Consider the following 16,653-nt stretch of genomic DNA (forward strand, 5'->3'; position numbering starts at 1 on the left):
GAACGTTCCCTTCTAACCGGCCCACGCTTAAAACCCCCGTCCGTTTGAAGGGGAGAATAGGGGATAATGCCGAGCCAATTGCAGGGTGCCCCATAGCCCGAACAACCCCACTACCGCTATCACGGCCTCAATCGTCCACAGTTTTCCCGCCGTAGACACCCCCCAAAATGACGCCAATCCCCCCGGCGCATCGAGCAGGGTTTTATAGAGCACGGCCAACCAGGCCCATTTGGTTTCTCCCCTGGCGATGGCAAAAAAGATTAACCCCGTGGCGAAAATGTGAGCCAGAATCACAGCCAGGCGCTCAACCACTGGCGCCAACCCCATGCTCAGACTTGCGTTCTGGGCTAAGGCACCCAAGGTAGGAATAGGCAAAGCATCCGGAGCCAAGAGGGCAATCAGAGCGGTTGTCAGCCCCGAAAACCCTAAGAGCAGCGCCTCGACTACCCCAAACCCGATCCCGAACATTAGGGCTTGCTCCCATGTAGCACGCCCCCAGCGGCTCCTGCGCAGGATGAGGTAAACCAGCCCGGCCTCGAAGACCCCGGTCAGGCCACCGATATAGAAATAAGCCACTAGGTTGGCGGGCGAGAAGACCTTATCATCCGAAACACCCAAGGCTTGAAATACCACCGCATTTCCCGGAATGGCAACAGCAAATTTGAGCGCCACAGCGAACACCCAGAAGAAAGCCCCTAATCCGAGGTATCGCCAATCTAACCGCCACATTCGGGCGGCAAAAATCAGGAATGCCAGCGCCACCAAAAGCATACCCGCCCCAGGAAAGAGAATCCCCATGCCAAGACGCAGAGTGTGCCAGGCCAGGTTATAGGTTGCAGAAACGTCATCGCTATATACGATACCAAGATGATAGCGTCCTGTCCGGGCAGATGATAGATCGTAGGCGGTGTGAAGCGAAAAATCCCCCGCGCCGATCCGGCCCGAATTCCAAACCGTCTGCTCCGCGGGATCGCGCAGTTCAAAGCGCAGGAAGCCGTTGCGCACCTCCCCACTGGCACGGATTTTTAGGGACACCCCTTCCTCGCGCATCCCCTCGTCTATCGGGATGGTAAAGTAAAACGCTTCGCCGGCCTGGGTAGACCTCAATTGACCGCCTTCCACACTGGCCCAGCGTTCTTGTGCAGGCACATTTGAGCGCTTTACGGTACAGGAGGCTAAAAGGCCCAGTACGGTACCGGCTAGAAGGAGATATAACCCATGTTTCATTTTGTCACCCCCAAATGGAACACCTAATCGTTGAACAGAGGTTTTCCTCTTAGGTAGCGAACCGTAGCAAATCCTGAATTTACGGGCGGACTATGCCAGGGAAATCCTATGAGGAATAACATCGCGGCTGACCTCTTTAGAAAAAAAACAAAAACCGCACTCAGACATCCATCGAGTGCGGTGTGGGTTCAAGGATGGAGTCTACGGGGGACTACATTTGTTGATAACGTACAGGAGAGAGAGGCGACGGCGGGATTCGAACCCGCGGTCAGGGTTTTGCAGACCCTTGCCTTGCCACTTGGCCACGTCGCCGTGCGCTTGCCATTTTAGCAAACAAAAGGGTTATGGTCAAGGTCACGCGTTCCCTTGACATTCCCCCTGCCCTCGGTATAATCCGCATCACAGTAAAGACTCACCCGGGACTGCGCGCCGGGCGGTTACCCAGAGAGCCGGCGGATGGTGCGAGCCGACGAACTCAACGGCGCTTTCCACCCCGGGGGCCTGCTTTGGGCAGGCCGGTCGCCTCTGCAGGAGCCTGTTTTCAGCACGGCTGTAAGGAGGACGGTGCGGGGCCGTTATCCCCCAAATGAGGTCGGTGGCTCTGAGCCGCCGGCGAAGGCAGGTGGCACCACGAGATGCTCCCCCTCGTCCTGCGCAGGCGAGGGGCTTTTCATTCTAACCTTGGGAGGGTTATTCCAATGCTAGACTTGAACCTCATTCGCGAGCAACCTGATATCGTGCGCCAGGCTTTGCGGGCGCGCCAGATGGATCCCAGTCCGGTTGATGAGGTGCTGGCGCTGGATGCCCGCCGCCGCGCCCTGCTCACCGAAGTTGAAGCACTCAAAGCCGAGCGCAACGCCGTCTCGCGTGAGATTGGGCGGATGAAAGACCCGGCCGAACGTCAAGCCAAAATTGAAGCCATGCGCCAGGTGGGCGAACGCATCACCGCACTGGATGAGGCCGTGCGCCAGGTCGAAACCGACCTGCGTAATTTGGTCGCTACTCTGCCCAACCTGCCCGCCCCCGAGGTACCTTATGGCACGGGCGAGCATGATAACGTGGTGATCAAAACAGTAGGCGAACAACCGCGTTTCGATTTTACCCCCCTGCCACATTGGGAACTAGGCCCACGCCTGGGCATCTTGGATTTTGAGCGCGGGGTCAAATTGAGCGGCTCGCGGTTCTACATCCTCAGCGGCGCTGGCGCCCGCCTCCAGCGCGCCCTAATCGCCTGGATGCTCGATTTGCACATCCGCCAGGGCTACCGCGAGCAATACCCCCCTTTTATGGTCAAAGGGGAGGTGCTGTTTGCCTCGGGGCAGTTACCCAAGTTTGCCGATAACCTTTATCGCGACATTGAAGAAGACCTATGGATGGTACCCACCGCCGAAGTACCACTGACCGGGATGCACATGGATGAAATCCTGGACGAAGCCGTTCTACCCCTGCGCTACACTGCCTATACTCCGTGCTTCCGCCGCGAAAAGATGAGCGCCGGGCGCGATGTGCGCGGGATCAAGCGCGGCCATCAGTTCGATAAGGTGGAGATGTATATCTACTGCAAACCCGAGGATTCCATGCGCGAGCTAGAGAAGATGCGCGCCGATGCCGAGCAGACTTGTGCTGAACTGGGTCTGCCCTACCGCGTGGTGCAGTTGTGCACCGGCGATCTGGGCTTCGGGGCCGCGATCACCTATGATATCGAGGTGTGGGCAGCAGGTTGTGGTGAATGGCTGGAGGTCTCATCGGTCTCCAACGTGACCGATTTTCAGGCACGGAGAGCAAACATCAAATACCGCCCGGCAGACGGGGGTAAAGCGCGCCTGGTGCATACCCTCAACGGCTCCGGTTTAGGGCTGCCGCGCACACTGATCGCGGTGCTGGAAAACTATCAGCAGCCGGATGGGTCGGTGGTCGTGCCTCCGGTATTGCGCCCGTGGATGGGCGGCATCGAGGTCATCCGCCCTGAGGCGTGAACGATGGACGCCCTGCGCGAGGTGGCCTTTCCGCTCATCTTGCTGGCCTTCATGCTGGTAGGGCTGCTAGGGGTGATCCTCCCCATCCTACCCGGTCTGGTGATGATCTGGGCGGCAGCGTTGGTTTACGGCCTGGTCATGGGCTTTGAGGGCAGCGGCATTGCCCTGTTTGCGCTGCTCACCGTGTTGATGCTGATTGGAAGCGTGGTGGATAACGTGCTGATGGGCGGGAGCGCGCGGCGCAGTGGGGCATCGTGGGTCGCGGTGGGAGTTGCCTTGCTGGGGGCGCTGGTGGGCAGTCTGCTCTGGCCGCCGTTGGGTGGCTTACTCCTGGCGTTGATCGGTATCTTTGCCGTGGAGTACCTGCGCCTGCGCGATTGGCGCAAAGCCCTCGATTCCACCCGCGGCTTGGCGGTCGGCTGTGGCTGGGCGGTGGTGGTGCGCGCCTTGATCGCCCTGCTAATGATCGGGCTTTGGCTGGTGTGGTGGCTGGCCCGGTAACGAAAGGCGGGTGCCCGAGGGCACCCGCCACCGCATTATTCTTCCTCTTCCAATTCGGGCAGGTAGAGTTCGAGTAGAGTGATGTTCTGTTCGCCGAGGCGAGTGGCGATGCGCAGTAGGGTGTCCATGGTATTGACCTCTTCCAATTGCTCTTCGACGAACCAATCCAGGAAGTGGCGCGTTTGATAATCCTTCTCGGCCACCGCCAAGTCCACCAGGTGGTTGATTTGGCGGGTCACTTCCTCTTCCCATTGGAGAGCGAGGCGGAAGGTCTCGGCCACGTTCTCAAAGGTGCTCTGGGGGGCGGCTACCGCCGGGATCTCCACCGTGCCACCAGCCTCGACCACATACTTGATGAAGCGCAGGGCGTGATCACGCTCTTCCGCGGCCTGCTTATAGAAGAACTGCGCCAGTTTGGGGAAAGCGTGACTATCGCAGTAGGCGGCGATATTGGTGTATTGGAGCGAAGCGCCAAACTCACGCCCAATTTGGGCATTGATGGCGTCGTTTAAGGCTTTGCTCAGTGACATGGGTTATACCTCCTTGGCATAATTAGAGTATATTGCTCTGGTTAGATTATAGCATGACGAGGAAGCACAGGTGAATGCGGGATTGGGATTAAGCCGTGGGTATTAGCCTCAAGGGAAATAGAGGCCAGAGTTTTTGTAAATGTTACACCCATTTCGATCCGCTTTCTTTAAAAAAATACTATGGTGGGAATGTCCCAAAAGTGGAGTCACTTCGGGTAAAATAGGCCTCAAGCATGCCGCCTTCACATCCGCCTCACATCATTCCTAAACACCGTGCCCTCCACCTAATGGGATGGCTGGTGTTTTTGATTCTCGCGCTGGGATGGGGCTTGCATGCCCTGGCTATTCCCAGCCGGGCCCAAACCCCTACCTACACCCTCTACCTGCCACTGGTCGCGCGCGAGGTCAAGGCCTGTGAATCACTCTCTCCTCAGGAACAAGCCATCCTGGATCACCTGCTCAAAGATCCTGAGCAGAGCCACAAAAGCCTGACCTGCAACGACATTTTGCAACGCGTAGCCCGCGAGCGTGCCCTGGATATGGGCCTGCGGAATTATTTCGACCACGTGACCCCCGAGGGCTACGGCCCGAACTACCTAGTACGCCAGGCCGGGTATCCTCTGCCATCCTGGTACAGCCAGAGCGTGGATGCAAATAATATCGAATCCATTGCCTACTACGTTGCCTCCCCCACCCCCGATTGGCACGACGTGGTAGAAACGGTGTGGAACTTGTGGATGCAATCCGATAACCATCGTCGCCATCTACTAGGATTGACCGATTTCTACGCCGCACAGACCGAGTTCGGTATCGGTTATGCCAATGTGCCCGGAGCGGGGTGGGAGTACCGCTCCTATTGGGTCGTGATCATCGCCCAGCGGGGGCCGTGAGGGCGAATAAAAACTGCCGGCTACCATCACATGAGCGATAGCCGGCAGATGCCCAGGTTAGGGCGAGTTTCGGGGACGTTATTCGCTCAACGGTTTCTTGAGCAAGTAAAGCATAGCCGTGGTCACCACGGTGCCAATCAGGATCGCCACCACATAGAGCCCCAGATTTTCTACCGCATTGGGGATGGGGAGCACAAAGATACCCCCGTGTGGCACGCGCAGACCGCAGCCAAAGATCATCGAAAGCGCCGCGGCGACGGCGGAACCGACCATAATCGAGGGAATGACACGCAAGGGATCACGGGCAGCGAAGGGAATTGCGCCTTCCGTAATGAATGAGATACCCAATACCGCTGCGGCTTTACCCGCCTCACGCTCATCAGATGTAAAGCGGTTCTTGAACAGCCAAGTGGCCAGCGCCAGCCCCAGCGGCGGGGTCATCCCGGCAGCCATGACCGCCGCCATAGGCTGATAAACCTGCGCCGAGATCAAGCCGACCGAAAAGGTATACGCGGCTTTGTTCACCGGCCCGCCCATATCAAAGGCCATCATTGCACCTAAGATCAACCCCAGCACGGCCTTGCTGCCGCTTTGCAGGCTGTTGAGCCAAGCCGTCAGGCCATCCAGCGCGGCTTTAACCGGCGTGCCGACTACGTAGAACATGAGAATACCTACGACCAACGAACCAAACAAGGGTAGGATTAGCACCGGCTTTAGCCCTTGCAGGTTACGCGGCAGTTTGAGCGCCTGATTCAGCCACTGGGTAAAGTAACCGGCGATAAATCCGGCTACGATGCCGCCCAGAAAGCCCGAGCCGGTCAGGCCCGCGACCACGCCGCCGATCATGCCAGGGGCCAGGCCGGGGCGGTCGGCAATCGAAAAGGCTATAAAACCGGCCAGGATGGGTACCATGAGCCCAAAACCGCCCTGCGCACCAACGGCAAAAAGATTCGCCCAAAAGGTGGTCCAGGGCGTAGGAGTGATGGGATTACCTTGGAGGTCTTTGGCCGCATCGAAGGCATAAATACCGCGGGCAGCAAAGGCAATTGCAATCAGCAAACCACCTGCCACCACAAAGGGAATCATATAGGAAACACCGGTCATCAAGTGCTTGTAGACGCCGGTGCGTTCGGCAGCGCGCTTAGCCTTGGCGGCTTCAACCTCGGCCACGTAGGCTTCGGCTTTGTCCGGAGCGGCCAGGACAACCGCCTCACGTAAGGCACGCTCGACCAGCGATTTACCATCGTTAATCGCAGCATTGGTCGAGGTCTGATAGACGCGTTTACCGGCAAAACGCGCCAGATCCACTTTGGTATCGGCAGCAATGATGACCACGTCAGCCTGGCGAATGTCCTCGGCACTGAGCGGATTCTCGGCACCCACCGAGCCTTGCGTCTCCACTTTGATCGTATGCCCAAGCGCCAGGGCTCCCTGTTCAATCGCCTCGGCAGCCATAAAGGTATGCGCGATGCCGGTCGGACAAGATGTTACTGCTACAATCTTTGCCATCCTCCTGTAACTCCTTTCTAGAAATGGGGTGGGATTAGATAGGGGGTGAGATCTGGGTTCCGTTGAGAACCCGGATAGACACACGATCGGCCAGGGAGTCCAATACCGCATGCTCGGGCAGAGTTGGACCAAGTGTGGAGAGCGCACCTAGGGCAAAAGCGGTCGCCAGGCGAGCACACGCTACCAGCGGCAACCCCTGACGTTGGGCGGCCAGGATGCCTGCCACCATGGCATCACCGGCACCAACCGTGCTCAGTACGGCTACCGACGGTACCTGAACCTGGAGGGATTGCTCTGCCGTGATAAAAAGTGCACCTTCTTTACCCATGGAAACTGCCACCAGTTCAACCCCACAATCGAGCAGGGTCCGCCCGGCTGCCTCAATTGCGGCGAGGGTGGGTAGGGAATGACCATGCAGGTGTTGTAATTCGTCCAGGTTGGGCTTAAGGATGTGCGGCCCGGCCAACACCCCCTGGCGCAGTGCTTCCTGACTGGTATCCAGGATCACGCGCTTACCACGCGCCTTGAGCAATCGGATGATTTCCGCATAGGTCTCAGCGGGCAAGCCCGGCGGCAGATTACCGGAGAGCACAAACCACTCGCAACTCAGCGCCAGGTCTTCCAGGGTGCCCAGCAACTGCTGGTAAGCCTGTGAGGTCGGTGCCAATCCAGGCATGTTGATTTCGGTGGTCTGGTGCGAGGCTTCATCCACAATTTTGATATTGGTGCGGGTCGCACCGGGTAGATAAATGAAGCGATTGAGAATATTTTTGCGTGAAAACCACTGTTCGAAGAGCGTTGCGTTATCCTGTCCCAAAAAACCCGTTACGGCCACCCGTAAACCGTAATCCGCCAAATAGGAAGCGACGTTTACCCCCTTGCCCCCGGGATCTTGACGCATATGTTGCATGCGGTTGACGGTGTTGAGCGCAAAATGCTCAACATAGAGGGTTTGATCAATGGCCGGATTGAGGGTAACGGTGACGACGTCTATCATCCCTACACCTCATCCTCCAAGCCGGCTTGGATAGCTTCACGAAGGGTCTTCAGGGCAACAGGTGCATCGGCACCTTCGGCAGAGAGATAGAGGGTAGTACCGCAATCAGCACCCAGTTGTAACAATGAGAGCAGGCTTTTACCATCGGCCACCCGCTCCCCCAGGCGCACGCGGATGGTAGCCTGGAATTGCTTGGCCAGACGCACAAAAACGGTAGCCGGGCGGGCATGCAAACCATGCTTATTGCGCAGAGTTACTGCAACCTCACCCTCAAAAGCGGAGCGAGACGGGGCAGGAGCTTCGACCGGGGGCTCGCCGGTAAGCGCCAGGATGATCTCGGCAACATCGGATGTATCCACCAGCCGTTGCACCTGCTGACCATCTTGAAGCAGACGCGTCAGCCGTCGCAACACCCCCAGGTGCTCATCGGAGCGAGCGGCGATTCCGATGATGAGATGAGCCGTGGCATCGGGACGCCAGGCTACGCCTGTAGGTACCTGTAGCACGGCAATACCGGTCTTGAGGATGAGATCACGATCCTCCGGCAAGCCATGAGGAATGGCGACGCCGTGACCAAGATAGGTGTCAGCCACTTCTTCACGCTTGAGCATACTTTCGGTATATGCCGGCTGAATATGGCCGGTATCCGCTAATAATTGCGCTACCGCCCGGATAGCAGTTTCTTTATCCGTCGGTTGGGCGCCCAGCATCACTTGGGCTGGGGAAAGGGTGAGCATGTAAACCTCCTGGGGGAAAGACGGGCGAAGATCTGTAATCGTTTACAATGTATATTATAAATATTTAGCGAGATTTGTCAAGATATGGGTCGTAAATAGCCTTAAAAAACCCGCTTTAATGCCCACTATAGCTTTTTGATGCCGACTTTATCAGTAAACGATTACAGAATAAAACGCCATTCCAGAGGCTTGTGCTATAATGAACATGATCTCGCAACCGGGAGCGAAAGGTTTATGCCAAGCATCAAGGATGTGGCACGCGCCGCCGGCGTATCAACGGCGACCGTCTCGCGGGTTCTGGCCGATAAGCCTTACGTCAGCCCCGAGATGCGTCGGCGCGTGTTGGAAGCGGTGGAACGCCTGGGTTACCGCCCTAACTTAGTGGCGCGTGGGTTGCGCGCCCAACAGACCAATACCATTGGACTGCTCGTCTCCGACATTCGCAACCCTTATTTCACCGACGTCAGCCGCGCCGTAGAAGATCTGGCTTACGAACACGGCTTCACCCTCTTCCTGGGTAATACCGATGAAAACCCCCAAAAGGAAGCCCTCTACCTCCAATCCATGCGCGATCATAATGTTGCGGGCCTGATCTTCTCCCCCACTCGCCACGCCTCGGAGCACTTTACCAAGCTTAATCTCACCATCCCAACCGTGGTGATTGACCGCGCTGTCCGTGAGGGCGATGTAGATATGGTATTGATTGACAACATCGAAGCCGCCTATCGCCTGACCAACCATCTATTGGAACAGGGCTACACCCGCCTGGTGGGGCTTTTTGGGGAAACGAGTGTAACCGGACGCGAACGCCAGCGCGGGTTTGAAAAGGCCCTGCGCGAGCACAATCTGGCTCCCTTGCAAATGCGCTTTCTACCTCCTTACATTCAGGCCGGCTATGAAGCCACTCGCGCCCTGCTACAAGCCCAACCCCCACCCGATGCCATCCTGGCCACCAACAGTCTGTTACTGGCCGGTGCGCTCAAAGCCATTCGAGAGGCTGGCTTCCCTATCCCGGAGGCTATTGGCTTAGCTGGCTTTGACGAAACCACCTGGACACCGCTGGTTGATCCCCCATTGACCGTCATTGCCCAACCGACCTACGAGATCGGGCGTATGGCCATGCGTATGCTTCTGGAACGTTTGGAAAACCCCGACCTGCCCTACCGCCAGGTGATCCTCAAAGGGCAATTGTTGGTGCGGCGCTCCACCCAGCGCCGCCCTGGGGTATAATGAGGGCAGGTTGAGGTCAAAGTTATGGTCTTTGAGGTCAACGATTATCACGAATTGGTAGATCTATTGCGCAAGCATCCGGAATGGCGGGAAGAACTGCGCCGTCTGTTGCTCAGCGAGGATTTTCTCGCCCTCCCTCAGGAGGTTCGAGAACTTTCGCGCGTGGTACGTGAACTGGCCGAGGCCCAAAAGCGCAGCGAAGAGCGTCTGACGCGCCTTGAACAAACCGTCGCCGAACTGGCCGAGGCCCAAAAGCGCAGCGAAGAGCGTCTGACGCGCCTTGAACAAACCGTCGCCGAACTGGCCGAGGCCCAAAAGCGCAGCGAAGAGCGTCTGACGCGCCTTGAACAAACCGTCGCCGAACTAGCCGAGGCCCAAAAGCGCACCGAACAGGCCGTGGCCGAACTGGCTGAAGCCCAGAAGCGCACCGAGGAACGTTTGACTCGCGTGGAGATAGCCCAGGCGCGCACTGACGAGCGTCTGACGCGCTTGGAGCAACGGGTAGACCGTTTGGCTTACGAAATGGGTGGGTTGAAGGCTGCTTTTGGCGCCACGCTCGAGGAAGAGGCGGCCAGTGTAGTGGAGTTCGTCCTGCGTCACAAGGGTTACCGCCTGCTCGGGGACGCAGTCAACCTGCGTCTCAATGGCGAGGTGGATGTTGCGCTGCGGGTTGAGGATGCGCAGGGGCAACAGTACTCGGTCCTGGTCGAATCCAAGGCACGCCTAAGCCGCCGCGATGTGCAAGCGTGGGTGCAGCGAATGCGCTCTGCCGGGTGGCAGAAGCGCCTGAGCAAGGCCGGCTTTCCTCCCCCTTACCTGGTGTATGTGTTTGCCATTCGCGCCGATGTGGGAGCACGCGAAGCAGTCGCCGAACACGGCATTGGGTTGCTGCGAGGCGAGGGAGAAATGATTGCCCCCACGGGCAGCATCGGCTAATGCGCGATTGCATGAATTCCCGAAATTTCATCCCCAAAATTTCTTGCCACGTTCCCGAACAGGTATAAACTGGTAAATAAGGGTTAGGGTTTGGTGCGTCTGCGGCGAGGCGCTTCTATCCATACCTCGTCCCTTCATTTTCTTCGTGAGGTGCGCCTGTGGCCGGTCGTGCCTGTTATACCCTCACCCACTTTCTGACTCTGCTGGCCCTGATCGCTTTCAGCGTTACCCACTCCGTCCCTCGCACCGCAAACGCCGCCGATGCCTCCCCGCCCCGTTATGTCATCGTCGCGCCGAGCGAATTCATCACGGCACTCCAACCCCTGCGGGCCCTCAAAATAGCCCAGGGCTTTGAAACCACCCTGCTAACCGTGGAAGCGTGCGGGAACAGCACCGCCGGCATCAAGGCTTGCCTGCGTACCGTTTACGAAACCAACACCTCGACCCCGCTCTATGTATTGTTAGTCGGGACAACCGATCACCTGCCGGCCTGGACTTCGCGGCTTAATCCCAACCGCCAAACCGATCTCTACTACACCACCATGGACGGCAGCCTGGACTACACGCCGAACTTTATCTTGGGGCGGCTGCCGGTGGGCTCAACCGAGGAACTGAGCCACGTGATCGCCGCCTGGCAGGCCTATGCCAGTTTAGCCGGGGATGAGGCCTGGCTGCGCCGCGCCGCCTTCCTCGCCACAAACCACCCAGATGAACGCCTGAACGCCGAAGCCACCCTCAACGACCTGATCACCACCTATACTGCCCCCCGTGGCTACCTGGGCCGTTTCCCAGCATCCGATCAGATTGGCGGCGATCGCCTGTATGCCTACACTTATGCCGCCGATCGTGAGGCAGTACGCGCGGCATTGAATGAGGGACGTAGCCTGGTGGTTTACCTGGGCGAGGTAGCGTTGACCGCCCTACCCGAAGCGGGCACCCTCAGCGCCTGGAAAGCCCCTGCCTTTGATCAAAATGACGTGCGCGCCCTCAACGCTAACTCGATCCCACTGGTGCTTTCCTTCGCTGGCCGCAGTGCCGATTTCACCCTCGGTGAGGCACTGGGTGAAACCTGGGTGCGCAACGCCGACCATGGCGCGCTGGTCTTCATCGGCGCCGCCCAGGAAACTCAGTGGGCGTTGGATCGTGCTCTGGCGCGTGCCTTTTTCGCCGCGCTCTTTGCTGAACCCACCCCCAGTCTTGGTCAGGCCCTGCAAACCGCCCTGACCGCCCTCGCTGCCGACTACCCCAATGACGCCCGCCGCTACTGGGAAGCCTACACCCTACTTGGCGATCCCGCATTACAGCCGCATCTTTTCTCGCTTCGCGGTGATTTCAGCCTTTCCCTCCAGCCCGCTTCCTTGGCCCTGTGCGCCGGGAGTGCGATCACTGCCCAGGTGACCTTACAACCGCTTCAGGGCTTCAGCGCACCGGTCAGCCTGAGGTTAAACACACCCCCTGCCGGGGTTCAAGGTGCCTTTCTACCCACCCGCCTTATCCCACCCGGCAGTAGCACGCTCACCCTGAGTGCGGATGCCGGTGTGGCAACCGGCTCGTATCTACTTAACCTGCTAGCCACGTCAGAGACCCAAACGCACACGCTTATAATCCCGCTTCAGGTGTCAGCAGCGCTACCGACATCCCCGGCGCTCACAGCACCCGCAGTAGGCGCGAACGGCGTGTCTTTGAAACCCACCTTCGCTTGGCAGGGCGACCCTGCCACCGTGGCTTACACCTTGGAGATCGCCCGCGATAGCACATTTACCACGCCGGTGTTGGTCATTAGTGCGCTTGCCCAGACCTATTTCGTACCCTTTGAGCCCTTGCCGGCCAATACCCTGCTCTACTGGCGGGTGCGCGCCCAAACCCCCTGTGGTGAGCGCACTTCATCCACCGGCTTTTTCACCACCCGCCCACTTCCTGGCGCCTGTCCCACCGGCGCGGCAACACTCACCGCATTTGCGACCAACGTCGCTGCATCGGAACCGACCTGGCAGTTGGGTAACTGGGTGATTACGAACACATCGGCGCATTCGACACCCTACGCCTTTCATGTCGAACCGCCCTCCACGCCGATCATGTACAGCCTGGTTTCGCCACCAATCACCCTACCCGCCGCGGCGGAAACCCTTCCCCAGACCCTCACTTTCTGGCTGCGCGCCGATTTGGAAGGCAACGGTACCACGTGTTATGATGGATTGGTTTTACAGATCTCAACCAATGACGGCGAGTCCTGGGACGACGTACCACTCACCGCTTATCTGGAAGGTGCACCAACGGGAACACTGGTTGCGTCGCGGGGGAACCCGCTTGGCAGGAAAACGGGTTGGTGCGGTGTGTCCGATTGGCAACCGGTGCGCGTGGACTTGACCGATGACGCCGGCCAGACCCTGCGCCTGCGTTGGGCAGTGGGTAGTGATGACCGCAACGAGAGTCCAGGCACTTGGGTGGATGACGTGCAAATCACGACCTGCCAAAGCCCGCCCCGCTATGCCCTGACCTTGCTCCCGGCCACCAGTGAACAGGTGGCACATGGGGGTGAAACCGTGATCCACACCCTGACCCTGACCAACAGTGGTAGTTCCGCTGCCACGGTTGACCTTTCTTTAACCTCCGGCGCCTGGGCAACGACCCTACAAACCCCAGCGTCGCTTTCATTGGCAGCAGGGGAGAGTGCGGAGATCCAAATCGCCGTGACCTTACCCACAGACGGCACGATCATCGAAGACGTTGCGGTGCTGACTGCAACCGTGCGCGAACAAGCCGACGTCGGTGCCACTGCCACCTTGCACAGTCGGCGGCATGATTATGCCTTTGCCCTCACCACCCCCCATCTGAACTTGGAAACCCCGCCGGGGATATCCTTTCCCATTCCTTTGACTCTGCGTAACACCGGCACCTTACCGCTCACCCTGGATTTTCGCGCCACCTCAACTCAAGGCTGGGAGGTTACGCCGCCTGCCCCCCTTATGCTGAACGTGGGGGAAGCCCGTTCCCTGGCATTGTTCGTCAATGTTCCGGTGGGGGCAACCGCCGGCCTGGTGGACACTCTCACCCTGGATGCCCAAGCCCAAGGCGCCGCCATCCCTTCCCAGCACTTGGAGATTACGCTGACCGTCTTGCCCGAACCTCAACCGCAAATAACCTTCCTCACCCCGCCATCCTACCTGCCCCGCGGTGGTCATGCTACGATCGGGATCAGGGTAACTAACCGGGGCAACTTCCTCGACACTCTGGCCGTGGACGCCTCTATTGCCGCCCCACTGAGCGCCTCACTCACTGCGGAATGCAGAAACGTTACGCTCGACCCCGGTGCCGACACCACCTGCCCGCTCACCCTCAGCGTGCCAGCCGGTGCAGAAAAGGGGTTTTATTCCCTTGAGATCTGTGTGGCTTCCGCATATGAGCCACAAGTGCGCCGGTGCCAATCCACCGTTCTCCAAGTAACCGACTGGCTGACCTTCCTGCCGTTGGTGGGACGTTAAGTTCCCCAATCACGTAAGTAAAGGAAATCATAGCCCACAGTGCGATAGGATAGTTTGGCAATGATCGGGGGCATACGTTTGAATTGATTGCGGCGAATGCGCTCCATGACCTGATACACGAACTCCGGCGCAAACCCAGCATCCACACACTCTTCGGGGCTATAGCGTTCATCTACCAGCAGGTAGAGCAACCGATCCACCTCGGCGTAGGTAAAGCCCAGTTCGCCCTCATCAGTCTGTCCCTTCCATAGGTCTGCCGAAGGGGGTTTGGTCAGGATGGATTCGGGCACACCCATCGCCCGCGCCAGTTGGCGCACCTGAGTCTTATAGAGATCACCCAGTGGGTTGATAGCGCAGGCCGAGTCGCCGTAAAGAGTGGTGTAGCCGAGCAGGATTTCGGTTTTGTTGCTGGTGCCGACCACCAAACCCCGAAACGCTGCCGATTGATCATAAAGCACGATCATGCGTGCGCGCGCCATGATGTTGCCGCGCCGCACCGCATCCATATCGGGAAAGCGCTCAAAAAGTGGCTCCACCATCTCGGTAATGGGGATGGTGACGGACTGAACGCCCAAGGCGTCAATAACTTTCTGGGCATCTTCCAGTGAATCGGGGGACGACGTGCGGTAGGGCATGCGCACGGCCAGGACGTTCTGCGGCCCTAACGCCTCGGCGGCCAGGTAGCATGAGAGCGCCGAATCAATGCCGCCTGAAAGCCCCACCACAGCGCGTTCAAAGCCCATCCGGGTGATCTCGCTGCGGATGAAACTGGTCAGAATTTTACGCACCAAGTCGGTGTTGATGGTTAAATCAATTGTGGTCATTGGGCTTCCTCCCTCAGCGCCCGCTGTTGCCCTGGCGCTGCCCCAAAATGCGGGCCAGTTCACGCTGCACCAAGGCAGTGCGCTCATCCCGCAGCAGGGGCAAGCGGTAACGGGTGCGGTGCAGTTGGTTGAGATCAATCTCGGTGAGCAACAGAGCTTCCTCATGATAAGGCGCGTGGGCGATCACGTTTCCCTCAGGGTCGTAAACCGCCGATCCACCCCAGAAGTTCAAGCCATCTTCATAGCCAACGCGATTAGTGTGAGCGATAAACGCGGTAAATAGACTGGCATAGCCGCGGTTGATGTGATCCACCCAACGCGCCGAACCCAAGCGCTCATCGCGGCTAAGACCGCGCCCGGGCGAGGCCGAGGCGAACAGGAACAGATCAGCTCCATCCAACCAGAGCAAATAGGGCGGTGAAGCATGCCAGAAATCTTCACAGATCAGCATCCCCACGCGGCCAAAGCGGGTATCGAAGGCCTGCACGGCATCACCCCAGGCAAAGAAACGTCCTTCGTCGAACAGCCCGTATGTGGGCAGATAGACCTTGCGATGCACGTGCACTACCTCGCCTTGGGAGAGATAGGCCGCGGCAATGAAAAAGCGGCTGCGGCGATCTTCTTCGACAAAGCCAACCATAATATCCAGATGCTGGCTGGCGGCCAACAAAGGGGCAAAGAGAGGATCATCAGCGACCGGGCGGTGAGCAACCTGGGGCACCAGGTCTTGCAGCACATAGCCGGTCAGTGAGAGTTCCGGGAAGAGGATCAGATCAGCGCCTTGTTGGTGCGCCTCGTGGATCAACGCCAGATGTTTCTCTAAATTGGCCTGGGGCATGCCCAGGCGGGTGTTGATTTGCGCCAGAGCCAGAGTTAACTTCATGACACCGTTTTCCTCCCAATTGGGAACATATTCCACAGCAAGAGAATCAAACAGCCTGCACCTAAAAGGGTCCCGAGAGCGAGGTCGAGGCGAATGGCATTCCAGGTAGGGGGCTCATCAGCGCGCGCGAGCGAGAAGAGGACGGTATGGAGTGCAAAGACCAAACCACCCCAGCCTACCCGGTGCGCGGCAGGCGGCTCTTGCCAACGCCTCTCCATCGCCCAGAAGAGCGCGAGCAGACTCATTGCAGCCAGAGGCTGAAGGGGCCAACGCAGAGTGGTGTGCCCCCATTCATCCCGGATGGGCAATGCCCACCAGGCACCGGCAGGGGCAGATGGGCCATAGGCGCACCCGGCGTCCCAACAGCCTAGCCAGGCAGCCGCGGTGACGGTGGGTAAGAGCGGGAGCAGATCCGCACCTAGAACCAACCAAGAGCGACGCAATCCCCATGCCAGCCCGCCCAAGCCCACCAGGCCCCCTAACAAAGCCCCGACCCCACTCAGCCCGCCTTGCCAGACTTGAGGTATAACCAGGGGGTGAGCGCGGAAATAGGTGGGATGAAGGATGACATACCCCAGACGGGCACCGATCAGCGCAGCCATCAGCACCGCCAGCCCCAGGCCGAGGCGGGCAAATCGCGCTCGCGGTGGACCGCTATGCGCCACTTGCCACAAACCCAGCGTAACCCCTAGAGCCAACCAGAGCGAGAACGGATTCATCGGGCCACCTGTTGTTTGAATTATACGGCAGAGCGCAGGAAGCGATGGTTGTTATATGCAGTCGGAGTTGTTTTTCGGCGCTGATGGGATACTCCAAAACGATTGAGGTGCATTTGAGACATGGCCGGAAATCCGGATAATTTGAGCCGATCCGGCTGACAGATTTCCCCCGAAAGTAAGCTGGGGAACAACCGATCCCCTAGCCCCCCCTC

14 protein-coding genes and 1 tRNA gene are annotated in these 16,653 nt (G+C 58.6%); 6 read left to right on the plus strand and 9 right to left on the minus strand.

Annotation, left to right across the window (positions count from 1 at the left end):
- Positions 1-27: 27 nt before the first annotated feature.
- Both QYE77_RS07735 and QYE77_RS07740 read right to left on the minus strand, forming a co-directional pair.
- Positions 28-1,227, minus strand: a complete 1,200-nt coding sequence (locus tag QYE77_RS07735; RefSeq protein ID WP_315624802.1) for a YhfC family glutamic-type intramembrane protease — start codon at positions 1,225-1,227, stop codon at positions 28-30.
- 241 nt (positions 1,228-1,468) lie between these two features.
- A tRNA-Cys gene (locus QYE77_RS07740) sits at positions 1,469-1,539 on the minus strand.
- Between the two features lie 386 nt (positions 1,540-1,925).
- Here QYE77_RS07740 and serS point away from each other — a divergent pair.
- Together serS and QYE77_RS07750 are read left to right on the plus strand one after the other, a co-directional pair.
- Positions 1,926-3,203, plus strand: coding sequence for a serine--tRNA ligase (serS, locus tag QYE77_RS07745; protein ID WP_315624803.1), 1,278 nt, complete (start codon positions 1,926-1,928; stop codon positions 3,201-3,203).
- 3 nt (positions 3,204-3,206) lie between these two features.
- Positions 3,207-3,704, plus strand: a complete 498-nt coding sequence (locus QYE77_RS07750) for a DUF456 domain-containing protein (RefSeq protein ID WP_315624804.1) — start codon at positions 3,207-3,209, stop codon at positions 3,702-3,704.
- Positions 3,705-3,739: 35 nt separating this feature from the next.
- Here the strand turns inward: QYE77_RS07750 and QYE77_RS07755 are convergent, their stop codons facing one another.
- Positions 3,740-4,234: a ferritin gene (locus QYE77_RS07755; protein ID WP_315624805.1), complete on the minus strand. Its 495-nt coding sequence runs from the start codon at positions 4,232-4,234 to the stop codon at positions 3,740-3,742.
- A 233-nt stretch (positions 4,235-4,467) separates the two neighbouring features.
- Here QYE77_RS07755 and QYE77_RS07760 point away from each other — a divergent pair, with 233 nt between their 5' ends.
- Entirely contained in the window at positions 4,468-5,124 is a 657-nt protein-coding gene (locus QYE77_RS07760) for a CAP domain-containing protein (RefSeq protein WP_315624806.1), read from the plus strand.
- Positions 5,125-5,202: 78 nt separating this feature from the next.
- On the opposite strand, the gene QYE77_RS07765 is transcribed toward QYE77_RS07760, so the two are convergent.
- From QYE77_RS07765 to QYE77_RS07775, 3 genes are read right to left on the minus strand one after another with little or no spacing between them, the layout of a single operon-like run.
- On the minus strand, positions 5,203-6,633 hold the full coding sequence (locus tag QYE77_RS07765; protein ID WP_315624807.1) for a PTS fructose transporter subunit IIC: 1,431 nt from the start codon (positions 6,631-6,633) through the stop codon (positions 5,203-5,205).
- Between the two features lie 34 nt (positions 6,634-6,667).
- On the minus strand, positions 6,668-7,630 hold the full coding sequence (gene pfkB / locus QYE77_RS07770) for a 1-phosphofructokinase (RefSeq protein ID WP_315624808.1): 963 nt from the start codon (positions 7,628-7,630) through the stop codon (positions 6,668-6,670).
- A 2-nt stretch (positions 7,631-7,632) separates the two neighbouring features.
- Positions 7,633-8,367 (minus strand): HPr family phosphocarrier protein, encoded by a 735-nt coding sequence (locus QYE77_RS07775; RefSeq protein WP_315624809.1) that lies wholly within the window; start codon positions 8,365-8,367, stop codon positions 7,633-7,635.
- A 234-nt stretch (positions 8,368-8,601) separates the two neighbouring features.
- Between QYE77_RS07775 and QYE77_RS07780 the strand changes: the two genes are divergently transcribed.
- The 3 genes from QYE77_RS07780 (at position 8,602) to QYE77_RS07790 (ending at position 14,015) form a co-directional block, all read left to right on the plus strand.
- Positions 8,602-9,597, plus strand: a complete 996-nt coding sequence (locus tag QYE77_RS07780) for a LacI family DNA-binding transcriptional regulator (protein WP_315624810.1) — start codon at positions 8,602-8,604, stop codon at positions 9,595-9,597.
- Between the two features lie 24 nt (positions 9,598-9,621).
- A complete protein-coding gene (locus QYE77_RS07785) occupies positions 9,622-10,533 on the plus strand; it encodes a coiled-coil domain-containing protein (protein ID WP_315624811.1) in 912 nt (303 codons plus the stop codon).
- Positions 10,534-10,691: 158 nt separating this feature from the next.
- A complete protein-coding gene (locus QYE77_RS07790) occupies positions 10,692-14,015 on the plus strand; it encodes a C25 family cysteine peptidase (protein WP_315624812.1) in 3,324 nt (1,107 codons plus the stop codon).
- Here the strand turns inward: QYE77_RS07790 and QYE77_RS07795 are convergent.
- From QYE77_RS07795 to QYE77_RS07805, 3 genes are read right to left on the minus strand one after another with little or no spacing between them, the layout of a single operon-like run.
- The gene (locus QYE77_RS07795; RefSeq protein ID WP_315624813.1) at positions 14,012-14,839 is read right to left on the minus strand and encodes an NAD+ synthase; all 828 of its coding nucleotides are present in this window, start codon (positions 14,837-14,839) and stop codon (positions 14,012-14,014) included. The genes QYE77_RS07790 and QYE77_RS07795 overlap by 4 nt on opposite strands.
- Before the next feature lie 13 nt (positions 14,840-14,852).
- The gene (locus QYE77_RS07800; RefSeq protein ID WP_315624814.1) at positions 14,853-15,722 is read right to left on the minus strand and encodes a nitrilase-related carbon-nitrogen hydrolase; all 870 of its coding nucleotides are present in this window, start codon (positions 15,720-15,722) and stop codon (positions 14,853-14,855) included.
- The gene (locus tag QYE77_RS07805; protein ID WP_315624815.1) at positions 15,719-16,441 is read right to left on the minus strand and encodes a prolipoprotein diacylglyceryl transferase family protein; all 723 of its coding nucleotides are present in this window, start codon (positions 16,439-16,441) and stop codon (positions 15,719-15,721) included. Before QYE77_RS07805 ends, QYE77_RS07800 begins: the two co-directional genes overlap by 4 nt.
- Between the last annotated feature and the right edge of the window lie 212 nt (positions 16,442-16,653).

It is taken from the genome of Thermanaerothrix solaris (genome assembly GCF_032334255.1).
Taxonomy (GTDB): Bacteria; Chloroflexota; Anaerolineae; order Anaerolineales; family Anaerolineaceae; genus Thermanaerothrix; species Thermanaerothrix solaris.